This window comes from Actinosynnema sp. CA-299493 (assembly GCF_050946825.1).
In the GTDB taxonomy this organism is placed as follows: Bacteria; Actinomycetota; Actinomycetes; order Mycobacteriales; family Pseudonocardiaceae; genus Actinosynnema.
Window position 1 is genome coordinate 5,678,826 of sequence record NZ_CP191993.1, and the last position, 24,270, is coordinate 5,703,095.

General features: G+C 74.2%; 17 protein-coding genes. 10 read left to right on the top strand and 7 right to left on the bottom strand.

All coding sequences use genetic code 11. From position 1 onward, the window contains the following. Nucleotides 1–14: 14 nt before the first annotated feature. Nucleotides 15–7,541, bottom strand: a complete 7,527-nt coding sequence (locus ACQPYE_RS23735) for an amino acid adenylation domain-containing protein (RefSeq protein WP_498714583.1) — start codon at nucleotides 7,539–7,541, stop codon at nucleotides 15–17. A 214-nt stretch (nucleotides 7,542–7,755) separates the two neighbouring features. On the opposite strand from ACQPYE_RS23735, the gene ACQPYE_RS23740 reads away from it, so the two are divergent. From ACQPYE_RS23740 to ACQPYE_RS23765, 6 genes are all read left to right on the top strand, one after another. Then, nucleotides 7,756–8,031 (top strand): acyl carrier protein, encoded by a 276-nt coding sequence (locus ACQPYE_RS23740; RefSeq protein WP_498714584.1) that lies wholly within the window; start codon nucleotides 7,756–7,758, stop codon nucleotides 8,029–8,031. Nucleotides 8,032–8,034: 3 nt separating this feature from the next. Further along, nucleotides 8,035–9,111, top strand: a complete 1,077-nt coding sequence (locus ACQPYE_RS23745; protein WP_498714585.1) for an acyl-CoA dehydrogenase family protein — start codon at nucleotides 8,035–8,037, stop codon at nucleotides 9,109–9,111. Further along, complete coding sequence (locus ACQPYE_RS23750) at nucleotides 9,108–10,139, top strand: HAD-IIIC family phosphatase (RefSeq protein WP_498714586.1); 1,032 nt, start codon at nucleotides 9,108–9,110, stop codon at nucleotides 10,137–10,139. The genes ACQPYE_RS23745 and ACQPYE_RS23750 overlap by 4 nt, the downstream gene beginning before the upstream one ends. 100 nt (nucleotides 10,140–10,239) lie before the next feature. Then, a complete protein-coding gene (locus tag ACQPYE_RS23755; RefSeq protein WP_498714587.1) occupies nucleotides 10,240–11,082 on the top strand; it encodes a 3-hydroxyacyl-CoA dehydrogenase family protein in 843 nt (280 codons plus the stop codon). 263 nt (nucleotides 11,083–11,345) lie between these two features. After that, nucleotides 11,346–12,704: a serine/threonine-protein kinase gene (locus ACQPYE_RS23760; protein WP_498714588.1), complete on the top strand. Its 1,359-nt coding sequence runs from the start codon at nucleotides 11,346–11,348 to the stop codon at nucleotides 12,702–12,704. Nucleotides 12,705–12,774: 70 nt separating this feature from the next. Continuing rightward, a complete protein-coding gene (locus ACQPYE_RS23765) occupies nucleotides 12,775–12,960 on the top strand; it encodes a hypothetical protein (RefSeq protein ID WP_498714589.1) in 186 nt (61 codons plus the stop codon). Nucleotides 12,961–13,010: 50 nt separating this feature from the next. Here the strand turns inward: ACQPYE_RS23765 and ppk2 are convergent, their stop codons facing one another. Both ppk2 and ACQPYE_RS23775 read right to left on the bottom strand, forming a co-directional pair. Next, nucleotides 13,011–14,024 carry a polyphosphate kinase 2 gene (ppk2, locus tag ACQPYE_RS23770; protein WP_498722972.1) on the bottom strand — a complete coding sequence of 338 codons (1,014 nt, stop codon included), beginning with the start codon at nucleotides 14,022–14,024 and terminating at the stop codon, nucleotides 13,011–13,013. A 59-nt stretch (nucleotides 14,025–14,083) separates the two neighbouring features. Continuing rightward, the gene (locus tag ACQPYE_RS23775; RefSeq protein WP_498714590.1) at nucleotides 14,084–15,226 is read right to left on the bottom strand and encodes a trypsin-like serine peptidase; all 1,143 of its coding nucleotides are present in this window, start codon (nucleotides 15,224–15,226) and stop codon (nucleotides 14,084–14,086) included. A gap of 334 nt (nucleotides 15,227–15,560) precedes the next feature. On the opposite strand from ACQPYE_RS23775, the gene ACQPYE_RS23780 reads away from it, so the two are divergent. Beyond that, nucleotides 15,561–16,589 (top strand): ankyrin repeat domain-containing protein, encoded by a 1,029-nt coding sequence (locus tag ACQPYE_RS23780; RefSeq protein ID WP_498714591.1) that lies wholly within the window; start codon nucleotides 15,561–15,563, stop codon nucleotides 16,587–16,589. Nucleotides 16,590–16,597: 8 nt separating this feature from the next. Here ACQPYE_RS23780 and ACQPYE_RS23785 read toward each other — a convergent pair whose 3' ends face one another. After that, on the bottom strand, nucleotides 16,598–17,590 hold the full coding sequence (locus tag ACQPYE_RS23785; protein WP_498714592.1) for a LacI family DNA-binding transcriptional regulator: 993 nt from the start codon (nucleotides 17,588–17,590) through the stop codon (nucleotides 16,598–16,600). 102 nt (nucleotides 17,591–17,692) lie between these two features. Here ACQPYE_RS23785 and ACQPYE_RS23790 point away from each other — a divergent pair, with 102 nt between their 5' ends. The 3 genes from ACQPYE_RS23790 to ACQPYE_RS23800 all read left to right on the top strand — a co-directional run bounded on the left by ACQPYE_RS23790 (nucleotide 17,693) and on the right by ACQPYE_RS23800 (nucleotide 21,843). Next, the gene (locus ACQPYE_RS23790) at nucleotides 17,693–19,606 is read left to right on the top strand and encodes a discoidin domain-containing protein (RefSeq protein WP_498714593.1); all 1,914 of its coding nucleotides are present in this window, start codon (nucleotides 17,693–17,695) and stop codon (nucleotides 19,604–19,606) included. Nucleotides 19,607–19,663: 57 nt separating this feature from the next. Further along, nucleotides 19,664–21,106 carry a protein adenylyltransferase SelO gene (locus ACQPYE_RS23795; protein WP_498714594.1) on the top strand — a complete coding sequence of 481 codons (1,443 nt, stop codon included), beginning with the start codon at nucleotides 19,664–19,666 and terminating at the stop codon, nucleotides 21,104–21,106. A 197-nt stretch (nucleotides 21,107–21,303) separates the two neighbouring features. Then, a complete protein-coding gene (locus ACQPYE_RS23800; protein WP_498714595.1) occupies nucleotides 21,304–21,843 on the top strand; it encodes an EF-hand domain-containing protein in 540 nt (179 codons plus the stop codon). An 11-nt stretch (nucleotides 21,844–21,854) separates the two neighbouring features. On the opposite strand, the gene ACQPYE_RS23805 is transcribed toward ACQPYE_RS23800, so the two are convergent. The 3 genes from ACQPYE_RS23805 to ACQPYE_RS23815 all read right to left on the bottom strand — a co-directional run bounded on the left by ACQPYE_RS23805 (nucleotide 21,855) and on the right by ACQPYE_RS23815 (nucleotide 24,240). Next, on the bottom strand, nucleotides 21,855–22,640 hold the full coding sequence (locus tag ACQPYE_RS23805; protein ID WP_498714596.1) for a cyclase family protein: 786 nt from the start codon (nucleotides 22,638–22,640) through the stop codon (nucleotides 21,855–21,857). An 86-nt stretch (nucleotides 22,641–22,726) separates the two neighbouring features. Then, on the bottom strand, nucleotides 22,727–23,827 hold the full coding sequence (locus ACQPYE_RS23810; protein WP_498714597.1) for a zinc-binding dehydrogenase: 1,101 nt from the start codon (nucleotides 23,825–23,827) through the stop codon (nucleotides 22,727–22,729). Further along, a complete protein-coding gene (locus ACQPYE_RS23815; protein WP_498714598.1) occupies nucleotides 23,824–24,240 on the bottom strand; it encodes an acyl-CoA thioesterase in 417 nt (138 codons plus the stop codon). The genes ACQPYE_RS23810 and ACQPYE_RS23815 overlap by 4 nt, the downstream gene beginning before the upstream one ends. Nucleotides 24,241–24,270 lie beyond the last annotated feature (30 nt).

The window sequence follows — 24,270 nt, forward strand, 5'->3', positions numbered from 1 at the left end:
TGCGGCCTCCGTCGTCACAGCTGGTAGTCCCGCGCTTCGTCGTCCTCGGCGGTGGTCGCGCCGAGGACCGCGGCGAGCGCGCCGACCGTCGGGTGGTCGAACAGGGTCCTGGGCGGCACGGTGCGCCCGAAGATCGGCCGCAGGCGCGCGGCGACCCGGATGGCGAGGATGGAGTCGCCGCCCAGCGCGAAGAAGTCGTCCGCCCGCCCGACCCGCGCCACCCCGAGCACCTCGCCCAACACCTCCGCGACCGCCCGCTCGCCCGGCGTGGCCGGCGGCGCGAACCGCGGCGGACCGGCGGCGGCCGGCGGGCGGGCGGGCGGTTCGTCGTCGGCCACCGGGGGCAGCGAGGTGTCCGCCAGGCCGGCCAGCAGCGCGACGAACTCCTCCGCCAAGCCGGCCGCGGTGGTCGCGTCGAACAGAGCCGGGTCGTAGCCGAGCCGCACCACCAGCGGCTCGGCGTCCTGCACTACGAGGTGCAGCGGGTAGTTCGTGTTCTCCACCGCCTGCACGTCCACGGCGGCGAGGTCCTGGTCCACCGGGTAGTTCTCCACCACCACGACGCTGTCGAACAGCCGCGTCCCGGCCGGCAACCCCGCCCACCGCCGGATGTCGGTCAACGCGGCGTGCTCGGGCGGCCGGCCCTCCGCCTGCACGCGCGCCAACCAGCCCGGCACGTCCTCGGCCTCCACCCGCAACCGCACCGGCACGGTGTTGACCAGCATTCCCACGACGGTGTCCGCGCCCGGCAGGTCCGGCGTCCGCCCCGACACCACCAAGCCGAAGCACACGTCACGCGTGCCGCCGTGCCGGGCGAGCAGCAAGGCCCACGCGCCCTGCACCACGGTGCTCAACGTCAACCGGTTGCGCCGCGCGAACGCACGCACGCCGTCGGGCGCCTCGACCTGGCACACGGCCGAAGAGCACGACAGGTGCGCACGGTCCGGCGGCCGGTCGTACGGCAGCGGGGTCGACCCGCGGAACCCCGACAGCGCCGCCCGCCACCGCTCCTCCCCCGGGTCCTGGCTCAACACCCGCGCCACGTGGTCGCGGAACGACCGCCGCGCCCGGGGCTCGCCCAAGACCTCCGACAGCACCTGGAACGCGCTCCAGCCGTCCAGCACCAGGTGGTGGAAGGTCCACAGCAGACGGACGGTCCGATCGCCGGTGCGCACGAACGTCAACCGCGTCGACGACGTCGACGGGTCGAACCCCGCCGCCCGGTCCTCCGCCAGCAGCCGCCGCCACCGCTCCTCGTCGGGCTCGTCCCAGTCGTGCCGGGCGATCGGCGTCTCGACCGACCGCCACACCACCTGGACCGGCGAGCGCACCCCTTCCCACACCACGGTGGTGCGCAACGCCGGTATCGCGGCGACCACCCGCCGCCACGCCCGCGCCAACCCGTCCGGTGACGCGTCGGGCAGGGTCAGGTGCAGCTGCTCGACGTACGCGCCCGGCTGGGACAGGCTGTGGAACAGCATCCCGGCCTGGACCGGGGTGAGCGGGTACACGTCCTCGACCGACCGCCCGTCGCCCGCGATCCGGTCCAGCTCCTCCTGCGCCAGCCGGGCCAACGGGAAGTCCGACGGCGTGACGCCGCCCGCGCCCGGCCCGGCGCAGTGCGCGGCGATCTCCCGCAACGCGGTCAGCACGTCCTGCGCGAGCCGGGCCACCACCGGCGTGGGGTGCGCGTCCGGCGCGTGCGCCCACTCGACCTCCAGCTCGCCGGACGCGGTGACGGCGGCCGTGACGTCCAGGCGCGGCGCGGTGGTCGGCGGCTTGGCCAACCGGATGCCGCCGGGCACGCGCGCGAACACGGCGTCGAACCGCCCCAGGTAGTTCACCCGCGCCAGCGGCCGGTGGTCGGCGGGGTGGGTCGCGGTCAGCCACCGCAGGGCGCCGTGGCTCACCGCGTGCCGGTGCGCGGTGCGCAACCGCTCCTTCACCGCCCGCACCGCCGCACCCCAGTCGGGGCCGGGCGCCTCGGCGGTGAACGGGAACAGGGCGGTGAACCAGCCGACCGTGCGGGACAGGTCGACCCCGGCGAACAGGTCCTCCTCCCGCCCGTGCCCCTCCAGCTCCAGCGGCACGCGGTCCAGCCCGCTCCACCGCGACAGCACCTTCCCGATCGCGGCGACCAGCACGTCCTCGGCCCCGGCGCGGTAGGCGGCCGAAGCGCCGCGCAGCAACGCGGCCGTCTCCCGGGCGGGCAGCCGCACCGTCACCGTGCGCTCGGGCAGCTCCACCGCGTCCGCGACCGCCCCGGAGACCGCGGTCTCCCAGTACCCCAGGTGCTCGGCGAACCCACCGGCCTCGGCGTGCGACCGCAGCCGCCGCGCCCACTCGCGGAACGAGGTCGTCTTCGGGCCGAGGTCGACGTCCTCCCCGGCGACGGCCTGCCCGTAGCCGGTGGCCAGGTCCTCCAGCAGGATCCGCCACGACACGCCGTCCACGACCAGGTGGTGCGCCGACAGCACCAGCCGCCCGGGTGACAGCACCGCCCGGAACAGCGGTCCGCCGGCCGGCGGCAACTCCGGCTCCACCTCGGCGAAGAAGACGTCGCCGACCTCCTCCGGCACGTGCTGCGCCCAACGCCCGTCGACCAGCGAGAACCGCGCGCGCAGCAGGTCGTGCCGGACCGGCAGCGCCTCGACCGCCGCCCGCAGCGCCACGACGTCCACGTCCGGTTCCAGCTCGACCTCCACCCACTGGGTGAAGTGCGCCGGCGTGGACGACGTGGCCAGGAACCAGCGCTGGACCGGCGTCAGCGGCACGGCGCCGGTCGCGGGCTCCACGGGCGCGGTCCGCCCGGTGGTGGCGTGCGCGGCGACCCCGGCGAGCGTCTGGTGCAGGAACACGTCCCGGGGCGTCACCGACACGCCGAGTTCCCGTGCCCGCGACACCACCTGGATGCTGAGGATGGAGTCGCCGCCGAGGGCGAAGAAGTTGTCGTCCGCGCCGACCCGTTCGACGCCGAGCACCTCCGCCCACGCGCGGGCCAGCGCCTCCTCGTGCGGCCCGGTGGGCGGGACGTGGGCCCGGGTGGAGCGCGCGCGTGGTGGCGGCAGGGCCTTGCGGTCCACCTTGCCGTTGACCATGAGCGGCAGCGCGGGCAGCGGCACGAACACGGCGGGCACGAGGTGCGCGGGCAGCCGGTCGGCCAGGAACCCGCGCAGCTCGTCGGCGTCGACGCCCGCGACGACGTACGCGACGAGCTGCCGGTGCCCCGGCACGTGCTCGTGCGGCACGACGAAGACCTCGACGACGTCCGGGTGGCGGCGCAGCGCCGCTTCGACCTCGCCCGGCTCGACCCGGAACCCGCGGATCTTGACCTGGTCGTCGGCGCGGCCCAGGAACTCGAGCAGCCCGTCGGCGGTCCAGCGCACCACGTCACCCGTGCGGTAGAGCCTGCCACCGTCCCCGAACGGGTCCGCGACGAAGCGCCGCGCGGTCAGCCCGGGGTGGCCGAGGTAGCCGCGCGCCAGGCCGGTGCCGCCGACGTGCAGCTGGCCGGGCGTGCCGATCGGTGCCGGGTCGAGGTTCTCGTCCAGCACGTAGCAGCGGGCGCCGGTGACCGGCCGCCCGATCGGCAGCCGGCCCGTCAGGTCCGCCGGCCGCACCACGTGCGCGGAGGCGAACGTGGTGCCCTCGGTGGGGCCGTAGCCGTCCACGATCCGCAGGTCCGGCACGTGCCGCAGCACGGCGGCGCAGTGCTCGGGCGAGATCACGTCGCCGCCGCTGCCGAGCTGGCGCAACCCGGCGAACGCGCCGGGGTCGGCGGCGGCGACCTCGTGGAACAGGCCGGCGGTCAGCCACAACACGGTGACGCCGTGCGCGGCGATGAACCCGCGCAGGTCGTCCCCCGACAGCAGGGTGCCCGAGGACACCGCCAGCCGGGCGCCGGACAGCAGCGCGGCCCAGATCTCGAACGTGGAGGCGTCGAACGACAGCGTGGAGCACTGCGCCACCACGTCGTGCGGGCCGATCGGGAACGGGTCGTCCTCGGCGAGCCGGGCGACCGACCGGTGCTCGACCAGCACGCCCTTGGGGCGGCCGGTGGAGCCGGAGGTGAACATGACGTAGGCGGCGTTGCGCGGCCGGACCACGACGGGTGGCGCGTGGGCCGGGCGGTGGGCGTGCGAGCCCGGGTCGACGACCTCGACGTCGGCGGGCAGCCGGTCGCGCAGGTCGGCGGGCGCGAGCACCAGGCCGGCGCCGGAGTCGGCGATCATGTCGGCCAGCCGGGTCGGCGGGTAGCCGGGGTCCAGCGGCACGAACGCGGCGCCCGCCTTGAGGATGCCGAGCAGCGCGACGATGGCGGGCAGACCGCGCGGCGCGCACAGGCCGACGCGGTCCTCCGGCCGGACGCCGTCGGCCAGCAGGCCGTTGGCCAACCGGTTGGTCTCCGCGTCGAGCTCGCGGTAGGTGAGGGACGTGCCGTCGCAGGTCACGGCGACCGCGTCGGGCCGTTCGGCGACGCGTTCGGCGAAGCGGCCGGTGACCGTGCGGTCCGGGCTCGACGCGCCGGAGGTCCAGTCGTGCAGCACCCGCCGCCGTTCGTCGGGGGCGAGCAGGCGCAGCCGGGACAGCGGTCGGCCCGGGTCGGCGGCGACGTCCGCGAGCAGCACCAGGAACCGGTCGACCAGCCGGGTGGCGGTGGCCGTGTCGAACAGGTCGGTGCTGTGCTCCACGGCCAGGTGCAGGCCGTGGGCGTCGCCGGTGAACTCGAGCGTCAGGTCGAACGCGGCGGCGTTGCGCGGCGGGTCGAACTCCACCACGTCGAGGCCGGCCAGGACGGGCGGCTCGGCCGGCGCGTTCTGCAACGCCACCACCACGTCGACCAGCGGCGAGCGGCCGGCGTCGCGGTCGGGCCGCAGCAGTTCCACCAAGCGGTGGAACGGGACCCCGTCGTGGTCGAGGGCGTCGCGGACGGTGGCCTTGACCTGGTCCAGGTGGTCCAGGAAGGACAGTCGCGGGTCGACCCGCGAGCGGATCACCACGGTGTTGACGAAGAAGCCGACGAGGCCGGCCAGGTCGGGGTGGTCGCGGCCTGAGGTGACCGTGCCGACGGCGATGTCGCGCTGACCGCTCAGGCGGGCCAGGAACGCCTGCGTGGCCGCGACGAGCGTGGTGAACAGCGTCGCGCCGCGGGTGCGGCCCAGCTCCGCCAGCCCTGAGGCGACGTCGGGCGGCACGGTGCGGCGGTGGGTCGCGCCGGCCGACGTCCGCACGGGCGGGCGTGGCCGGTCGGTCGGCAGGTCGAGCACGGCCATCCCGGCGAGCCGCCGCTCCCAGTGCGCGAGGTGCGCGTCCAGCACGGCCCCGGTCAGCCCGGCGCGCTGCCGGCGGGCGAAGTCGGTGTAGCGCAGGGGCAGCGGCGCGAGGTCGGCTGCTCCACCGCGCACCGCGGCGGAGTAGCACCGGCCGAGCTCGTCGGCCAGCACGCCCATCGACCAGCCGTCGGTGACGATGTGGTGCAGGCACAGCACGAGCAGGTGCTCGCCCCGTCCCGCCAACACGGCCGTGCGCAGCAGCGGTCCGGCGCCCAGGTCGAAGGGCCGGGCGACGAAGTCGGCGAGGTCGGCTTCGTCGCCCAGCACCGGGCGGACCTCGTAGGGCGGTCCGACGACCTGCGTGCCGCGGCCGTCGACGGTGTGGAACGTGGTGCGCAGCTGCTCGTGCCGGGCGACCAGCCGGGTCAGCGCGGCGCCCAGGGCGTCCAGGTCGAGGTCGCCGCGCAGCCGGAACCCCGCCGTGGTGGTGTACTCGTCCCCGCCGGGCGCGAACTGGTCCAGGAACCACAGGCGTTCCTGGGCGAACGACAGCGGCGCGGACGTTTCCCCGGTCGCGGCGGGGACCCGCGGCCGGTCGTGGTCCTCGGACAGCTCCGCCGCGAGCGCCTCGACCGTGCGCAGCGCGAACACCCGTCGCGCGGGCAGGTCCCGGTCCAGCGCCGCGACGACCCGCATGGCCAGGATGGAGTCGCCGCCCAGCGCCACGAAGTCGTCGTGCGCGCCGACCCGGTCGACGCCCAGCACGTCCTGCCACACGGCGGCCACCCGTTCCTCCGCCGGGGTGCGGGGCGGCGTCACGGGTCCGGTGCGCCGGGGCTCCGGCAGGTGGCGGCGGTCGAGCTTGCCGTTGGCGGTCAACGGGAGCGCGGCCAGCGGCACGATCAGCGACGGCACCGCCGGTGCGGGCAGGAGTCCGCCGAGGAACGACCGCAGCGCCTCGGGCGGGTGGTCCGCCACGACGTAGGCGACCAGCCTGGCGTCCCTGAGCACCACGGCGGCGGCGGACACGTCCGGGTGCCGCAGCAACGTCGCCTCGACCTCGCCCGGGTCGACCCGCGCACCGCGCACCTTGACGTGCCCGCCGGTGCGGCCGAGGTGGTCGAGCAGGCCGTCCGCGCGGCGGCGCACCAGGTCCCCGGTGCGGTACATCCGGCTGCCCGGCGGGCCGTGCGGGTCGGCGACGAACGACGCGGCGGTCAGCCCGGCCCGGCCGAGGTAGCCGCGCGCCAGGCCGGGACCGGCCAGGTACAGCTCCCCCTCGTCGGCCGGGCGCAGGTCGGCGTCCAGCACGTGGGCGCGGGCGCCGGCGATCGGGCGGCCCAGCACCGCGCGGTCGACCTCGGTCACCGGGCACAGCAGGCTCTCCACCGCGACCTCGGTCGTGCCGTAGGCGTTGTACGCGGTGACGCCCGCGGCGACCAGGCTCGCGCACAGGTCCGGGTCGACCGGCTCGCCGCCGGTGACCACGATCCCGGGTCGGCGGTCGCCGGCGAGCAGGCCGGCGCGCAGGAGTTCGCGCAGCCGTGACGGCGTCTCGTCCAGCACGTCGATCCCGGTGCGCACGACGTGGTCGACCAGGGTCCCGGGGTCGGCGAGCACGTCGTCGCCGATCACGTGGACCTCGTGCCCGGCCAGCATCCACAGCAGCGGCAGCCACATCGCGTCGAAGCCCAGCCCGGCGGTGTGGGCGACCTTCAGCCGCGCGGGGTTCGCGAAGAGATCGGCTTCGTGGTGGGCGAACAGCGCGAGCAGGCCACGGTGGGTGGCCAGGACGCCGTTCGGGCGGCCGGTCGAGCCGGACGTGTGCAGGACGTAGGCGAGGTGGTCGGGCGTGACGCGCGGCGCCACCGCCGGCGGGTGGTCGTCCTCGATGAAGGCGGTGCGGACGTCGGGCAGCCGGTGCGCGAGCGGCTTCCGGGTGAGCACGACCGCCGCGCGGGCGTCGGCCAGCAGGTCGCCCAGCCGGGCGTCGGGCAGGTCGACGGGCAGCGGCACGACCGCGCCGCCCGCCTTCAGGATGGCCAGCAGCGCCACGACCGCGTCCACACCGCGTTCGAGGAGCAGGCCGACCGGGTCCTCCGGGCGCACGCCGTGCAGGCCGCCGGCCGCGCGGTCGACCCTCGCGGCGAGTTCGCGGAAGGTCAGCCGCTCCCGGCCGCACACCACCGCGGTGTGGTCGGGATCGGCGAGCGCACGTGCCGTGAAGAGGTCGTTGACGTTCGCGGGCGACAAGTGCTCGACATCCATGCGTAATTCCGCCAGTCGACTACGGATATTGGTGCCCAATGCGTCAGTCGGGCCACCGACGTTTCCAGCGCCACCCGTGCGGGGGCAACCGCCGATTGGCGGCATACCGCCCGGTGAGCCGAAGCCGCCGGTCCCGCTGCGAATTACCGAACATCGCTTCTCCACGCTTGCCGGAACGTGTTACGTTGCCTGGGACTTCACCGGAGGAGGTCACGTGGCCAGCGACTTCGGCACGGACGACGGCCTCGGCACGATCGTCGAGGAGATCCGAGCGTTCTTCGCCTCGGCACTGCCGGAAAGTACCCTGGAACCCGATCAGGATTATTTCGCGCTCGGCCTGGTGAACTCGCTGCTCGCGCTGGAACTGGTGACCTACGTGGAAAAGCGCTTCGCCATCCGGGTGGACGTCGAAGACCTCGACCTGGACAACTTCCGGACCATGAACCGAATAGCCGCGTTCGTGCGCGGCAAGCTCGCCGGGGCGCGGTGAGCGGTGGACCACGTGGCCTTCGCCGAGTCCGTGCGCGCGGACGCGGACGGCTGGGACCGGTCCGGCGGCGTGCCCGCCGAGGTCGTGCGGGCGGTGGCGGAGGCCGGGTTCCTGGCCGCCGACGTGCCCGTCCGGCACGGGGGTCGGGGCTGGTCGCCGACCGAGGTGGGCCGGCTGTGCGCGGACTTCGGCGGTGTGTGCAGCGCGCTGCGGGCCCTGGTCACCGTGCAGGGCATGGTGGCCGCGGCGGTGCTGCGCTGGGGTGACTCCAAGCAGCGCGACCGGTGGCTGCCCGCGTTGACCTCGGGTGCGGTGGTGGCCGGGTTCGCGGCGACGGAGGCCGGCGCCGGCAGCGACCTGGCGGCGGTGAGCACGTCCCTGGACGGCGGCCTGCTGCGCGGCCACAAGCTGTGGGTGACGTTCGGCGCGGTGGCCGACGTGTTCCTGGTGCTGGCGGCATCGGGCGGGCGGCCGGTGGCCGTGCTGGTGGAGGCCGGGCAGCCGGGCGTGTCGGTGGAGCCGGTGTCCGGGCAGTTGGGGATGCGCGCGGCCCGGATCGCGCACGTGCGCTTCGACGACGTGCCGGTGGCCGAGGTGCTCGCGCCGCCGGGGTTCGGCCTGTCGCACGTGGTCGGCACGGCGTTGGACCACGGGCGGTTCACCGTGGCCTGGGGGTGCGCGGGGATGGCGGCGGCCTGCCTGGACCGCGGGGTCGAGCACGTCAAGGCCAGGGCGCAGGGCGGTGTGCCGCTGTCGTCGCACCCGGCCGTGCGGGCGGTGCTCGGGCGGTGCCTGGTGGAGGTGCGGGCCGCGCGGCGGTTGTGCGCCCACGCCACGGCGTTGCGCGAGCGCGGCGACCCGGAGGCGTTGGCCGAGACGGTGTTGGCGAAGTACGGCGCGGCGCGGGCGGCGTCGGTGGTCGCGGAGCACGCCGTGCGGCTGCACGGCGCGGCGGGGATCGCGCCGGACAGCGTGGTCGGCCGGTTCCACCGCGACGCGGCGGTCATGCGCATCATCGAGGGCGCCGACGAGGTGGCCGAGCAGCACCTCGGCGGCTACGCGCTGCGAGGTGGGTCGTGACGGTGGTCAAGTGCCTGGTCTGGGACCTGGACGACACGTTGTGGGACGGCGTCGTGCTCGAAGGCGACCGCCCCGTGCCCCGACCGGAGGCGGTGGCGGCGCTGAAGGCGTTGGACGAGCGGGGAATCCTGCACGCGGTGGCCAGCCGGGGTGACCACGCGGTGGCGCTGGCGCACCTCGCCGAGCACGGTCTCGAGGGGATGTTCTGCGCGCTGGAGGTCGGTTGGGGCGCGAAGTCCGAGGCGGTGCGCCGGATCGCGGAGGGGTTGAACATCGGGCTGGACACCGTCGCGTTCGCCGACAACGACGCCGTGGAACGGGCGGAGGTCGCTTCGGCGTTGCCGCAGGTCCGGTGCTACCCGGCCGAGCAGGTGGGGCGGTTGGCGTCGTTGCCGGAGTTCCAGCCGGGCGCGGTGACGGCGGAGTCGCGGCGGCGGCGTGAGTCGTACCTGACCGAACGGCGGCGGGTCCAGGCGCAGGAGCGGTTCGGCGGGTCGGCGGTGGAGTTCCTGGCGTCGCTGGAGCTGGAGCTGACCGTGGCGCCCGCGACCGAGGCCGACCTGGACCGGGCCGGTGAGCTGACGGTGCGGACGCACCAGCTCAACACGACCGGCGTCACGTTCGACGTGGCGGAGTTGCGCGCGCTGTGCGCGTCGGCGTCGCACGAGGTCCTCGTGGCGCGGTTGAGGGACCGGTTCGGTGACTACGGGACGATCGGGCTCGCGGTCGTCGCGCACGTCGGCGGGGACGCGGTGCTGGAGTTGCTGCTGATGTCGTGCCGGGTGATGTCGCGCGGGGTCGGGGCGGTGCTGCTGGGCGACATCGTCCGGGACGCGGTGGCGCGCGGGAGGCGGCCGGTGGCGCGGTTCCTGCGCACGCCGGTCAACCAGGTGATGCTGGTGACGCTCCGGTTCGCCGGTTTCGAGGTGGTGGAACAGGACGGCGACCGGCTGCTCCTGGCCCGCACCTCCCCCACCCCGCCCCCACCGCCCGCGCACGTGCGGTTGGTCGACGGCAGGCGGCGGTGAGGCCCACCGCGCCCGCCCGGTCCGTTTGTCGGAGGCCGGCCGCGACCGTCGACCCGGCGCCGGGCGTCGCACCGACCCGATCACCCGACAGGAGGCCTTGGTGAAGGTTGGCGTAGTGGGCGCCGGGGTCATGGGCACCGGGGTGGCGCAGTGCTTCGCCGCTGCCGGGCACGAGGTGGTGGTGGTCGACCCCGATCCGGCGGTGTTGGCCGGCGGACCCGACCGGGTCCGGGGCGGCCTCCGGTTGCAGGCGTTGCTGGGTTCCGCGCCCGTCGACCCGGACCTCGTGCCCGATCGGTTGAGCTGGACGGCCGACCTCGGCGAGGTGGCCGGGTGCGAGTTCGTCGTGGAGTGCGGTCCGGAGCGGGTCCCGGTGAAGGAGGGGCTGTTCGCGGCGCTGGGCGGCCTGTGCGCGCCGGAGACCGTGCTGGCCTCGTGCACCTCGGCGATCCCGGTCGGGGTGCTGGCCGCCGTGACCGCCCGGCCGGACCGCGTGCTGGCCACCCACTTCATGAACCCCGCGCCGTTGAAGGACACCGTCGAGGTGGTGCGCGGCCCGAAGACGTCCGACGCGACGATGGCGCGGACGGCGGACGTGCTGTCGTCGCTGGGCAAGAAGGCGATCGTGGTGTCGGACGCGCCCGGCTTCGTGACCAACCGGGTGCTGATGCTGACCATCAACGAGGCGGTGAAGGTCGTGGCTGAGGGCACCGCGCCCGCGGCGACCGTCGACCAGGTCTTCGAGGCCTGCTTCGCCCACCCGATGGGCCCGCTGCGCACCGCCGACCTGATCGGCCTGGACACCATCCGGGACACCCTGCTGGTGCTGCGCGACCTGCTGTCCGACCCGGCCTACACCCCGAGCCCGCTGCTCGTGGAACTGGTCGAGTCCGGGCGGTTGGGCAAGAAGTCGGGCCAGGGCTTCCACAGCTGGCGGCTCTGAGCCGCGGGGCCGTCGTCCGGCTCGGTCGGCGTCCCGACCGAGTACGTGACCCGCACCCTCGGCGGGGTGGGCGAGGAACACCCCTCACGACACGGTTCCGCCCCAGCTCCGAGCGGTCCGAGGCCGTCCGCCGAGCGGTCCGAGGCCGTCCGCGCGGGTCGCGCCAGCCCGCACGACTGTCGACCTGAAGCGCGCTCACCTGTTTGCCGCCGGCGTGATGAGGGCATTCGGGAGTGTCCTGCTCCCACCACCGGAGGTACGAGGTGTCACCCTCGGCAGGAGACAACGTGCTGGCCGACCGCTACCAGCTGATCGAGCCGATCGGGATCGGCGGCATGGCCGAAGTGCACCGGGCGTGGGACACCGTGCTGCGGAGGCACGTCGCGGTCAAGCTGGTGCAGCCCGGTTTCGACCCCGAGGCCGCCCGGAGGTTCGACAACGAGGTCCACGTCCTGGCCGGGCTCACCCACCCCGCGCTGGTGTCGGTCTACGACGCCGACACCACCGCGACGCCCCCGTTCGTGGTGCTGCGGTTGGTCGAAGGCCGGACCCTGCACGACCGCCTGGTCCTCGGCCCGCTGCCGCCGGACGAGGTGCGCCGACTCGGCGCCCGGCTGGCCGACGCGCTGGCGCACGTGCACGCCCACGGCCTGGTGCACCGCGACGTGAAGCCGGCCAACATCCTGCTCGACCACGAGGACGACGCCTACCTCGCGGACTTCGGCCTGGCCCACCTGACCGGCGCGACCCGGCTGACCCGCACCGACCAGCTGGTCGGCACCGCCGGCTACCTCGCGCCCGAACAGGTGCTCGGCCAGGACGTCGACCACCCGGCCGACGTCTACGCCCTGGGGCTGGTGCTCTTGGAGTGCCTGACCGGGCGGCGCGAGTACGAGGGCGGTGACGTGGAGGCGGCGGTGGCCCGGCTGCACCGCCCGCCGGTGATCCCCGAGGACCTGCCCGCCGACGTCCGGGACCTGGTGGCGCGGATGACCTCCGCCGCGCCGGACGACCGGCCCACCGCGCACGACTGCGCGCGGCTCCTGACCACCGCCACCCCGCTGCCCGCTGCCGTCGCACCGCCGGCTGCCTTCGCCTCGCTGCCCGCCGACGTGGCCGAGGTGAGCACCGAGGAGCTCCCGCGAACGGCGACCCGCCCGTCGTGGCAGGTGCTCGTGGCCTCGGCGGGCGCGCTGGTCGGCGCGTTCGCGATCACCATGGCCGCGATCTCGGGCGACCGACCGGAGACCTCCCCGCCGCCCGCGTCCACGACGCAGCAGGCGTCACCCGGCACGGCGGGGTCGTCGGACGCCCCGCAGGACCAGGCCGAGCCCCGGTTCGTCGTCACGCCGCAAGACACGGGCACGGCGTCGGTGGCGACCACCCCGCAGCAGGCGGCGACTCGCGCCGACGACCCGGCGGCCACGGGCGTGGGCGTGGGCGCGGACCCGGCGGAACCCGCGGCCGGACCTGATGGCGGCACCACCGCGCCCGTCGTCCCCACGACCACCGACCAACCGACCACGGCCCCGGTGACCACCACGCCCGCGACCCCCGAGCCGAGCCCGGAACCCGAACCGTCGGTCCAGCCGACCGAGAACGAGGACGTGGGCGAGGACTGACGCACGCCCGATGGCGTGCCCGCGGATCGATGACTGGTCATGACCCTGGGTCATCGATGGTGTGCGGACCGTGTCGACTGCGGAGAACGTGCCGGAACCGGTCGGACGGCCGGCGGAGACCGATCCCCGCTTCGCCCTGATGGACCACTCGATGGGCTACCTGTTCTCGGCCGCCCTGCGCGCGGTCGCGGCGCTGGGTCGAGGGCGTTCGCGCCACGTGACGACGGCTTCACCACGTGACGACCTCGCCATGTGAGAACGGCCTCGCCAGGTGAAGGCGGCCCGTCGGGTGAAGGCGGTCCGGTCTCAGGGGTGCAGGCCCGGTCCGGGCTCGGCGTCAGCACCGTTCGTGTCGTCGGCGGGCGCGAGGGGGGTCGGGCTGAGCGCGGTCTCGTCCTCCCCCTCCTCCAGCAGCGTGGCCGCCGGGCCGACCACCCGCGGGTCCGGCTCGCCGACCACCTCGGGGTCCTTGTCGGCGTAGTCGACGCGGGCCAGCACGCTGCGCATGGCCTCGATCCGGGCCCGCTTCTTGTCGTTGCTCTTCACCACGGTCCACGGCGCGGCGTGCGTGTCGGTGGCCCGGAACATCGCCACCTTCGCCTCGGTGTAGGCGTCCCACCGGTCGAGCGACCGGATGTCGTTCGGGCTGAGCTTCCACTGCCGCACCGGGTCGACCTGCCGGATCAGGAACCGCGTCCGCTGCTCCGCGCGCGACACCGAGAACCACAGCTTGACCAGCATGATCCCGTCGTCCACCAGCATCCGCTCGAACGTCGGGGCCTGCCGCATGAAGCGCTCGTACTGCTCGTCGGTGCAGTAGCCCATGACGCGCTCGACGCCGGCGCGGTTGTACCAGGACCGGTCGAACAGGACGATCTCGCCGGCGGTCGGCAGGTGGGAGACGTACCGCTGGAAGTACCACTCGCCCTGCTCGCGCTCGGTCGGCTTGCCCAGCGCCACCACGCGCGCCCCACGCGGGTTGAGGTGCTCGGTGAACCGCTTGATGGTGCCGCCCTTGCCCGCCGCGTCACGCCCCTCGAACACGACGACCATCCGCCCGCCGGTGTCCTTGATCCAGTACTGGAGCTTCAGCAGCTCGATCTGGAGCAGCCGCTTGGACAGGTCGTACTCCTCGCGGGTCAGCCGCGTCGGGTACGGGTAGTTCTCCCGCCAGGTGTCGATCTCCGTGCCGTCGGGGTGCCGCAGCACGGGGTCGTCCCCGTCCTCGTAGTCGACCACGAGGTCTGCCACGCGCAGGCCGGGGAACAAGTCGTCGAAGTCGAGCAGGCTGTCCACCGGTTCGACGTACCCGGCCGCCATCCGGCCAAACCTGCCGGTCGCGCGGGTCACGTCCCGAAGGGCGCGACCCGCGCGAGGGCTCAGAGCAGCGCGCCGACCTGGGCGGCGACCAGGTCGATCCGGACGCCCTGGTTCGGGCAGCCGCCGTAGTGGTGCAGCCCGATCACCTTGTGGGTGCGCCGGGACAGCACCGGCGAGCCGGACGAGCCGCCCTCGGTGTCGCACCGGTAGGCGATGTCGGACTGCGAGGAGCTGCCGTTGACCCGGACGGCGGACACGGCGCAGTAGCCGCCGCCGTTCTGGTCGTCACGCAGGGACAGCTTCTTGAGCTTGCCGGCCGGGTGGCCGACGATGTACATCTCCTCGCCGACCGCGGGCACCCGCGCGTCCAGCTCCAGGTAGCCGAACGAGGACAGCGACGCGAAGTTCGTGACGCTGAACAAGGTGTAGTCCAGCGCCGCGCTCGTCTTGAGCACCGACGACACCAGCACCTTGGTGACCGCCGCGGTGGCCGTGCCGCCGCAGGTCGGGCACTGGTAGTTGAACCACACCTCGATGCCGGCGCCGCTGGTGAAGCAGTGGTTGTTGGTCAGCATCCGGTTGTCCGCGCCGACCCGCCAGGCGGTGCACAGCGAGCCGCCGTTGCGCAGCAGCTTCGCCACCGCCTTGGTCTTGCCGAACTCGGTGGGGTTGCTCGACTGGTAGCAGACGGCGTCGCGGTAGTCGTTCGTGCCGCAGACGCTCTTCGGCGCCAGTTCCGCCGCCGCGGCCAGCTCGGCGTCGGTGTACCCGCGGGTGATCTTGTCGAGCTCCACCCGGCTGGCCGGGTGCGCCGTTCCGCCGTCCCGGCCGCGCAGGCTGACCACGGCCCGGTCACCGGTGACCGACATGGCCCAGAAGCCCGTGCCGTCCACGGTCGCGGTGCCCGACGCGGTGACGTCGGCGGTGTAGCGGTAGGTCTCGCCGCCCGTCTGGTCGGACACCGTGAGCACGTCGCCCGCGACCAGGCGCAGGCCGGTGAAGTGCGTCTTCAGGTACCAGGAGCCGGGGCGTTCGAGGGTCGTGGTCTGGTTCTCGCCGCCGAGGACGGTCGAGAGGACCTCGTCCTCGCCGACCTGCTGGACCTGTTCGACGAGGTCCGGCGCCGGTGCCGCGATCGCGGTCCCGCTCAATAGCGGTGCCACGAGGAGAGCGGCAGCGAGGAGTTGCAGGGATCTCCGCACTGGTTCACCTCACATCTGGAGCAGGGATGGGTGACCACCCCGATGCTGCTCCTCCGGACGTGGGGTGTCAGCCCGCCGAACGTCGGGTAGCACCCGTCTGTCCACTCAGGACCGACAATCGATCATCCACTGTGGACTCCCGCTCTGGTGGCGCAACCGACCCGCGATCCCCAGGCCCCGACGCCGCTGGGCCGACCGGTATGCTCGGCCCGGCGCTGGAGGGCGCCGCCGGGTCCGCGGACAGGACTGAGTCCACCTCCACCACCGAGCGAGTCGCCTGTCGTGACGATCTCTTTCGACCTGGACGCGGACCACGGGTGCCGGAGGAGACGTCATGCCCGACCTTCCCGCGCGGCCGAACCTCGACCACCTGCGGCACCAGGCCCGAGACCTGCTGCGTGCCGCCCGCCGCGACGACCTCGACGCGCTCGCCCGCGTCCGGGCGGTGGCCGAGCGGGTCGTCCTCGCCTCGGCGCAGCTCGCGGTCGCCCGGGAGCACGGGTTCCCGAGCTGGGCCAAGCTCAAGCTGGAGGTCGAGCGCCGCGACGTCCTCAACCAGCGGGACCCGTCCCGGCTGGCGGAGTTGCTGGCCCGGCACCCCGAGGCGGCCACGACCAGGATGGAGAACTGGTCGGACCACCGCAAGGGCGCCGACGTGCTCGGCTACCTGGCCATGCTGCGGCTCGACCACCGCCGCCTCGGCCTGCCGCGCGGCCTGCCCGGTTCAGGTGTGGCGGCCAAGGCGCTGATCGACGCGGGCGCGCCGGTCGACGGACACCCCGGCGACCAGGAGACACCGCTGATCACCGCCGCCAGTTGTGGCGACGTCGAGGTCGCCGAGGTGCTGATCGAGGCGGGCGCCGACCTGGACGCGGTGGCCGCGCCGGACTCGGGCGGCGTGCCCGGCGGCACGGCGGTGGAGCACGCGGCGGTGTTCGGGATGACCGAGGTCCTCGACCTCCTGGTCGCCGCCGGGGCCCGGATCGACAGCCCGGAGATGGCCGCCGCCGCCGGAGACCTGACCGCCTGGCCGCCGGCACGGCTGGACCCGCAGTGCCGGCTGCGGGCGCTGGTGTTCGCCGCCGACCACCAGCGGCTCGACGTCATCGACCAACTCGTCGCCGCGGGCACCCCCGTCAACGAGGCCGACGCCGACTGGCAGCGGATGCCCCTGCACGTCGCGGCGGCCAACGGCAAGCCCGCCGGCGTGCGCCGGATGCTGGCGCACGGCGCCGACCCGACCCTGCGCGACCCCCGGCGCCTCCGCACGCCGTTGCAGTGGTGCAGGGACTCGGACGACGGCGGCCCCGGGCACGCCGAGGTGGCCACCCTCCTCGTGGAACAAGTGGAACAAACGCTGTAACGCCTGGCTCAGATCGCGGGTGCAGGGCCGGTGGAGTCGCGCACGACCAGCGTCGTGGACAGCTCCAGGTGCAGGGCTTCGGGCCGGTGCCCGTCGAGGACGCGCATGAGCTGGGTGACCGCGATGCGGCCCATCTCCTGCAACGGCTGGCGGACCGTGGTCAACGCCGGCCGGGTCGCGCGGCTGAGGTCGATGTCGTCGAACCCCGCGACGGACAGGTCCTCGGGCACCCGGAGCCCCCGGTCGTGCGCGGCCTGGAGCGCGCCGACCGCGACCTTGTCGTTGAAGCAGACGATCGCGGTCGGTCGGCGCGGCTCGTCCAGCAGTTCGGCGGCGGCGCGCGCCCCCTCGGCCGCGGTCGGCTCCACGTGGTGGACGCGGTGCCGGGCGGGCAGGACGCCCGCCTGGGCCAGCGCGGCGTGGTGGCCCGCCGTGCGCGCGTCGCCCGCCAGCCACTCCAGGGGTCCGGCGATGACGCCGATGTCGCGGTGACCCAGGTCGATCAGGTGCGCGGTGAGCGCGCGTGCGCCCGCGAGGTGGGCCGCCGACACTGAGGCGATGTCCGGCGGCGGCGCGGTGCGCGGGTCGACCACGACGAACGGGAAGCCGCGGTGGGCCAGCGCGACGAGCCGGTCGCCGTCCTCCGGCGGCAGGACGAGGATCGCGGCGTCGACGTCGGGCTCGTCGGGCAGCGCGCCCAGCACGTCGGCGTGCTGGGCGGACACGCCCGCGTCGAGGACCATCCGGACGCCGTGCAGCCGCAGCGTCTCGGCGATCGAGGAGACGATCAGGCCGAAGTAGTCGGTCAGCAGGTAGGGGCACCGGACGTGCACGGTGCGGCGGCCCGCGGGCGCGTCGGCCCGGCTGCGCGCCATCGCCTGGAGCACGAGTTCCCGCGTGCGCGGCGCCACGCTGACGTGGTCGTTGAGCACCCGGGAGACGGTGGCGATCGAGACGCCCGCCGCCGCGGCGATGTCGCGCACCCTCGCACGCCTGGTCACCCGGGCATCTTAACCGCGTCTTGCGCCTTGACTTGTCCGGCACGTCACGTGTTCCATCACGAAACACATTTCCGAGCTTGTTACATTGCTCGAAGGAGAGCGATGAAGAGATCCCGGACGATCGCCCTGACCGCCGTCGCGACGCTCTCGGTCGGCCTGACCGGCGCCGCGCAGGCGGCGGACCGCGGCACGCCCTCGGCCCGGGTGTGGGTCACGACGGTGGACCGGAGCGAGCTGCTCGCCGAACGCCCGGCCGTGGCGTTCCGGACCGGGGCGTCACCGCACCAGACGATCGTGGTCGACCCCGACGTGACCTACCAGGAGGTCGACGGCTTCGGCGCGTCGATCACCGACTCGTCGGCCGCCGTGCTGCACCGCCTCGACCCGGCGACGCGCGAGGAGACGATGCGCAAGCTGTTCGACCCGGTGCGCGGCATCGGGGTGAGCTTCCTGCGCCAGCCGATCGGCTCCTCGGACTTCACCGCCGAGGCCGAGCACTACACCTACGACGACGTCCCGGCCGGCCGGACCGACTTCGAGCTGCGCCACTTCGGCATCGACCACGACCAGGCCGAGATCCTGCCGCTGCTGCGCCGGGCCAAGCAGCTCAACCCGGCGTTGAAGGTCATGGCCACGCCGTGGAGCCCGCCGGCGTGGATGAAGACCACGGACTCGCTGGTCGGCGGCCGGTTGAAGGACGACCCGGCGATCTACCACGCGTACGCGCGCTACCTGGTGAAGTTCGTCCAGGCCTACACCGCCGCCGGTGTGCCGATCGACTTCCTGTCGTTGCAGAACGAGCCGCAGAACCGGACGCCCGACGCCTACCCGGGCACGGACATGCCGGTGGCGCAGCAGGTCGAGGTCATCGAGGCGCTGGGTCCGCTGCTGCGCAAGGCCAGCCCGCGCACGAAGATCCTCGCCTACGACCACAACTGGAGCACCCACCCGAACGACGTCGCCGCCACGCCGCCCGGCGAGGACCCGGAGACCGACTACCCGTTCCGGATCCTGGAGAGCCCGGCCGCGCGGTGGGTCGCGGGCACCGCGTACCACTGCTACTCGGGCGACCCGGCGGCGCAGACCGCGCTGCGCGACGCGTTCCCGGACAAGGGCATCTGGTTCACCGAGTGCTCCGGCTCGCACGGCCCGGCCGACCCTCCGGAGCAGGTCTTCCGCGACACGCTCAAGTGGCACGCCCGCAACGTCGTCATCGGCACGACCCGCAACTGGGCGAGGTCGGCGGTGAACTGGAACATCGCGCTGGACGGCGCGGGCGGCCCCCACAACGGCGGCTGCGGCACGTGCACCGGCCTCGTCACGGTCCACCCGGACGGGACCGCGTCCACCGACGCCGAGTACTACACGATCGGGCACCTGGCGAAGTTCGTGAAGCCGGGCGCGAAGCGCGTCGCCAGCACGTCGTTCGGCACGACCGGCTGGAACGGCCAGGTCATGGACGTCGCGTTCCGCAACCCCGACGGTTCCACGGCGCTGGTCGTGCACAACCAGAACGACGACCCGCGCGCGTTCGCGGTCAACGTCGGCGAGCGGACCTTCGAGTACACCCTGCCCGGCGGCGCCCTGGCCACGTTCACCTGGCCGCGCCACAAGGCCTTGCGGGACGACCTCGACCCGGTCCCCCTCGACGGCGCCACCGCCACCGCGCCGATCGGCGACGACGCGACCGCCGCCGTGGACGGTGACGCGTCCACCCGGTGGAGCAGCGGTCGGGGGCAGGAACCGGGTCAGCACCTCCAGGTCGACCTGGGCCGCGGCACGACGTTCCGGCGGGTGGCCATCGACAGCGGCGGCAACCTCGGCGACCACGCCCGCGGTTGGCGGCTGTCGGCCAGCGACGACGGCGTCGACTGGCGGACCCTGGCCTCCGGCGCGGGCGTCGGCCAGCTGACCACCGTCGACCTGCCGCGCACGCGGGCCCGTCACCTGCGCGTCAGCACCACGGCGTCGGCGGGCAACTGGTGGAGCGTCGCCGACGTCCGCCTGTACCGCTGACCCTGGCAGCCGGTCGGGGTCGCACGACCCCGACCGGGGCCACGTACCGTTGATCGGGTGAGCAACGCACCGGCAACCGTCACCCTGAGCGACCACTTCGCCCGCACGCTCCCGGAGCTGGCCCTCGCCTGGCAGGCCGAGCACGCTCCCGCGCCCGACCTGCTCGTGCTCAACGACCGGCTGGCCGCCGAACTCGGCCTGGACGCCGCCTGGCTGCGGAGCCCGGAGGGCCTGCGGCTGCTCGTCGGCGAGCAGGTCCCCGACGGCGTCACGCCGGTCGCGCAGGCCTACGCCGGGCACCAGTTCGGGCACTACGCGCCGCGTCTCGGCGACGGTCGCGCCCTGCTGCTCGGCGAAGTCGTCCACGCCGACGGCCGCCCGCGCGACCTGCACCTCAAGGGTTCCGGGCGCACGCCGTTCGCACGTGGCGGCGACGGCTTGGCGGCGGTCGGCCCGATGCTGCGCGAGCACGTAGTCAGCGAGGCGATGCACGCCCTCGGCATCCCGACGACGCGCTCGCTGGCCGTGGTGGCGACCGGGCGGCCGGTGCGCCGCGAGACGGTGCTGCCGGGAGCCGTGCTCGCCCGCGTGGCGAGCAGCCACCTGCGCGTCGGCAGCTTCCAGTACGCCCGCGCCACCGGGGACGTCGACCTGCTGCGCCGGCTGGCCGACCACGCGATCGCCCGTCACCACCCGGAGGCCGGGGGCAGCCACCTCGCGCTGTTCGAGGCGGTGGTGGCGGCGCAGGCGTCCCTGGTGGCGCGGTGGATGCTCGTCGGCTTCGTGCACGGGGTCATGAACACCGACAACACGACCATCTCCGGCGAGACCATCGACTACGGACCCTGCGCGTTCCTGGACGCGTTCGACCCGGCCACCGTCTACAGCTCGATCGACCACGCCGGGCGCTACGCCTACGGCAACCAGCCGCGCGTGGCCGAGTGGAACCTGGCCCGGCTCGCCGAGGCCCTGCTGCCGCTGTTCGCCGACGAGGAGGACCGGGCCATCGCCCTGGCGGTCGAGGCGCTGGGCACGTTCCGCGCCCGGTACGACGACGCCTGGTCGGCCGGCATGGCCGCGAAGCTGGGTCTGGCCGGCCCCGCGCCCGCGCCGCTGGTGGACGACCTGCTGACCCTGCTCCGGGACAACCGCGTCGACCACACGTCGTTCTACCGCCGCCTGGGCGCGGCGGCCGACGGCGACACCGGGCCCGCGCGCGAGCTGTTCCTCGACCTCGCCGGGATCGACGCCTGGCTGGCCCGCTGGCGTGCCCTCGGACCGGACGCGGGGGCGGTGCGCCGGGTCAACCCCGCCTACATCCCCCGCAACCACCTGGTCGAAGAGGCCCTCACCGCCGCCACCGGAGGCGACCTGGGCCCGTTCGAACGGCTCCTCGACGCGGTGACGTCCCCCTACGACGAGCGCCCCGGCCTGGACCGCTACGCGGAGCCCGCGCCGGAGCGGTTCGCCGCCGCCTACCAGACGTTCTGCGGGACCTGAGCGACCAGGTCGTCGGCGCCCTGCCCCCCGGACGGGTGACCGGCGGGTCGTCCGCGTCACCGCGCACGGCGTCGGGCGTCACGCCATCGGTGCGGTTGTGGCCCGGCAGGGGTGGAGTCGGTCCCGCGCGGTTCCGCCGGGCGGTCGTCCGCGGGCACGATGGCGGTGCCGGGGTCAGGGCCACCGTGGAGCGGATCATGACGACGACCGACCCGATCGACGCCAGGATCGGACTGCTGTTCGACCGGATGGACGGCGATGGCGACGGGCGCGTGACGTGGGCGGACTACCGGCGCACCGTCGAGCGGTTCCTCGACGGCTACCGGTTGGCCGCCGACGGGCGCGAGGGCCTGGCGTTGCGGACGGCGTACCAGGTGTGGTGGCTGGAGTTGCAGCGGCACGCGGGCGGCGCCGACGGCCTGACCAAGGACGAGTACGTGTCGGCGACCCGGGCCGCGGTGGGCGACACCAGCCGGGCGAACCTGGTCGACGGGCTCTCCCACGCGTTGTTCGACGTCATGGACGGCAACGACGACGGCCTGGTCGACCGGGCGGAGTTCGCGCGCCTGCTGAGCCTGCGCGGCTTCACCGGCCCGGCCGCCGACGGGGTGTTCGACGGCCTGGACCTCGACCGCGACGGGTTCATCTCGCGGCCGGAGTACGTGCGGTCCTGGCGGGACTTCTTCTTCGCCGACGACCCCGACTCGCCCGGAACCCGGTACCTGGGGCGGATCTGAAGACCGCCGCGTCAGCGCTTGGGCACGAAGGCGTAGACGCTGGCGGGCGAGCCGGAGCCGCGGCGGTTGACCGTGCCGCCGGCCAGGACGTGCGCGCCCTGCTCGGGCAGCGAGGCCAGGTTCGCCAGGACCTCCAGGCTGATCCGGTGCTCGCGGTAGAGCAGCTTGGACACCTGGTACTCGGTGTCGAGCGCCGACTCCGGGCTGAACGTGTCCGTGCCCAGCGCGCCGCGCCGGCCGAGGCGACCGGTGTCCACCAGCCACCGCACGGCCGCCAGCGAGAACCCCGGCTGGTGCATGGTCCCGTCGGCGTCGAGGTTGAGGAACGCCGGGGTGCCCCAGCGCTCCTCCCACCCGGTCCACAGCACGACCGCGGCCTCGTTCGGGATGCGGCCGTGCCGCTTCTCCCACCGCTGCAGGTCGGCGACGCTCACCTCGTAGTCGGCGTCGCGCGCGGCCCGGTCCCGCACGTCGACCTTGACCGCGGGCAGGAACAGGTCCTCGGCGTCGAGCTCGTCGGCGTGCGGCTGGTCGGCGTTGAAGTGCGCGGGCGCGCCCCAGTGCGTGCCGGTGTGCTCGCCCTGCCGCACGTACTGGAGGTAGTACCCGTGCTCCGGCACCGTGGTGACGGTGGTGAGGGTGAACTCCGGGTCGCCCGGGTAGACGGTGGTCCGGTCCGGGTCGTTGACGTGGGCCAGGTTCACCAGCCGGTAGTCGGCCAGGCCGAGCCGATCGGAACGACCCGAAGCGCCCGCCGAACCACCGCCCGCGAACATGCCGCCAACCGCTGTCGCCACACCCGCGAGCATCGAACGTCTCCGCACCGCTTACCACTCCTCTGCCTGGCCGTCACCCGATCCGGGTAACCGTACCGGCAGGGTGATCACAAAACGACGACCTGCCGGACGGCTTCTCCTGAGGCCAAACGGGTGAACCCGGCGTTGATGTCGTCCAGCGCGAGGCGTCCCGACAGCAGTTCGTGCACGGGCAGCTGCCCGGCCCGGTAGAGGTCGACGAACCGGGGCACGTCCCGTCGCGGCACGCACGACCCGAGGTAGCTGCCCTTCAGCGTCCGCTCCTCGGCGACCAGGCTCAACGCGGGCAGCGTGATCGTGCGGTCGGGGTGCGGCAGGCCGACGGTCACCGTGGTGCCGCCGGCGCCGGTGGCCAGGTACGCCTGCTCCAGCACGGCCGCCACGCCGGTGGTGTCGATGACCTTGTCCGCGCCGCCGCCGGTCAGCGAGCGCACCTGCTCCACCGCGTCGGGACCGCCGGCCACGTCGTGGGTCGCGCCGAGCGCGCGGGCCAGCTCCCGCTTGTGCGCCACCACGTCCACCGCGATGATCTGCGACGCGCCGGCGGCCCGCGCGGCGAGCAGCGCGGCCAGCCCGACGCCGCCGAGCCCGAACACCGCGACCCGGTCCCCCGGCGTGACGGCCGCGCTGTAGAACGCCGCGCCCGCGCCGGTGAGCACCGCGCAGCCGAACAGGGCGGCGATCTCGAACGGCAGGTCGGCGGGCACGAGCGTGGCCGACTTCTCCGACACCACGGCGTACTCGGCGAACCCGGACACGCCCAGGTGGTGGTGCGGTCGCGTGCCGTCGGGCAGCCGCAGCCGCCGTTCGCCGCCGAGCAGCGTGCCCGCCCGGTTGGCCGCCGCGCCCGGTTCGCACAGCGCCTGCCGCCCGGACACGCACCGGCGGCACGACCCGCAGGCGGGCACGAACGACAGCACCACCCGGTCGCCGACCGCGAAGTCCGACGCGCCCGGCCCGGTCTCGACCACCTCGCCCGCGGCCTCGTGGCCGAGCAGCATCGGCAGCGGCCGGACCCGGGAGCCGTCGATCACCGACAGGTCGGAGTGGCACAGCCCGGTGGCGCGCACCCGGACCAGCAGCTCGCCCGCGCCCGGCGGGTCGAGGTCCAGGTCGAGCACCTGGAGCGGTCCGCCGACCTCGGTCAGCACCGCGCCCCTGGTCTTCACGCGACCACCAGCCCTTCCATCGCGGCGCGCAGACCGGCCGGCACCGGCACCGGCTTGCGGGTCTCGCGGTCGGTGAACACGTGCACGAAGTGCCCTTCGGCGACCACGTCGTCCCGTCCCTCCGGGTAGAAGCCGACCTCGTAGCGGACGCTGGAGCGGCCGAGGTGCCCGATCCGCAGGCCCGCGTCCACGGCCTCCGGGAACGCGATGGACGCGCGGTAGTTGCAGTGGGACTCCACGCACAGCCCGATCGCCTGCCCGTGGTGGATGTCCAACCCTCCCTCGGTGATCAGCCACGTGTTGATCACGGTGTCCATGAAGGCGTAGTGCACGACGTTGTTCACGTGCCCGTACACGTCGTTGTCGTGCCACCTGGTCGGAATCCGCTGCCAGTGCCGGTAGTCCTCACGCACGCATCCTCCTGGGCCGCACCGAACCTCCTC

Coding starts and splice junctions, on each gene's coding strand:
- ACQPYE_RS23735 (WP_498714583.1), bottom strand. CDS start 7,541: ATGGATGTCGAGCACTTGTCGCCCGCGAACGTCAACGACCTCTTCACG.
- ppk2 (WP_498722972.1), bottom strand. CDS start 14,024: ATGGCGGCCGGGTACGTCGAACCGGTGGACAGCCTGCTCGACTTCGAC.
- ACQPYE_RS23780 (WP_498714591.1), top strand. CDS start 15,561: ATGCCCGACCTTCCCGCGCGGCCGAACCTCGACCACCTGCGGCACCAG.
- ACQPYE_RS23790 (WP_498714593.1), top strand. CDS start 17,693: ATGAAGAGATCCCGGACGATCGCCCTGACCGCCGTCGCGACGCTCTCG.
- ACQPYE_RS23800 (WP_498714595.1), top strand. CDS start 21,304: ATGACGACGACCGACCCGATCGACGCCAGGATCGGACTGCTGTTCGAC.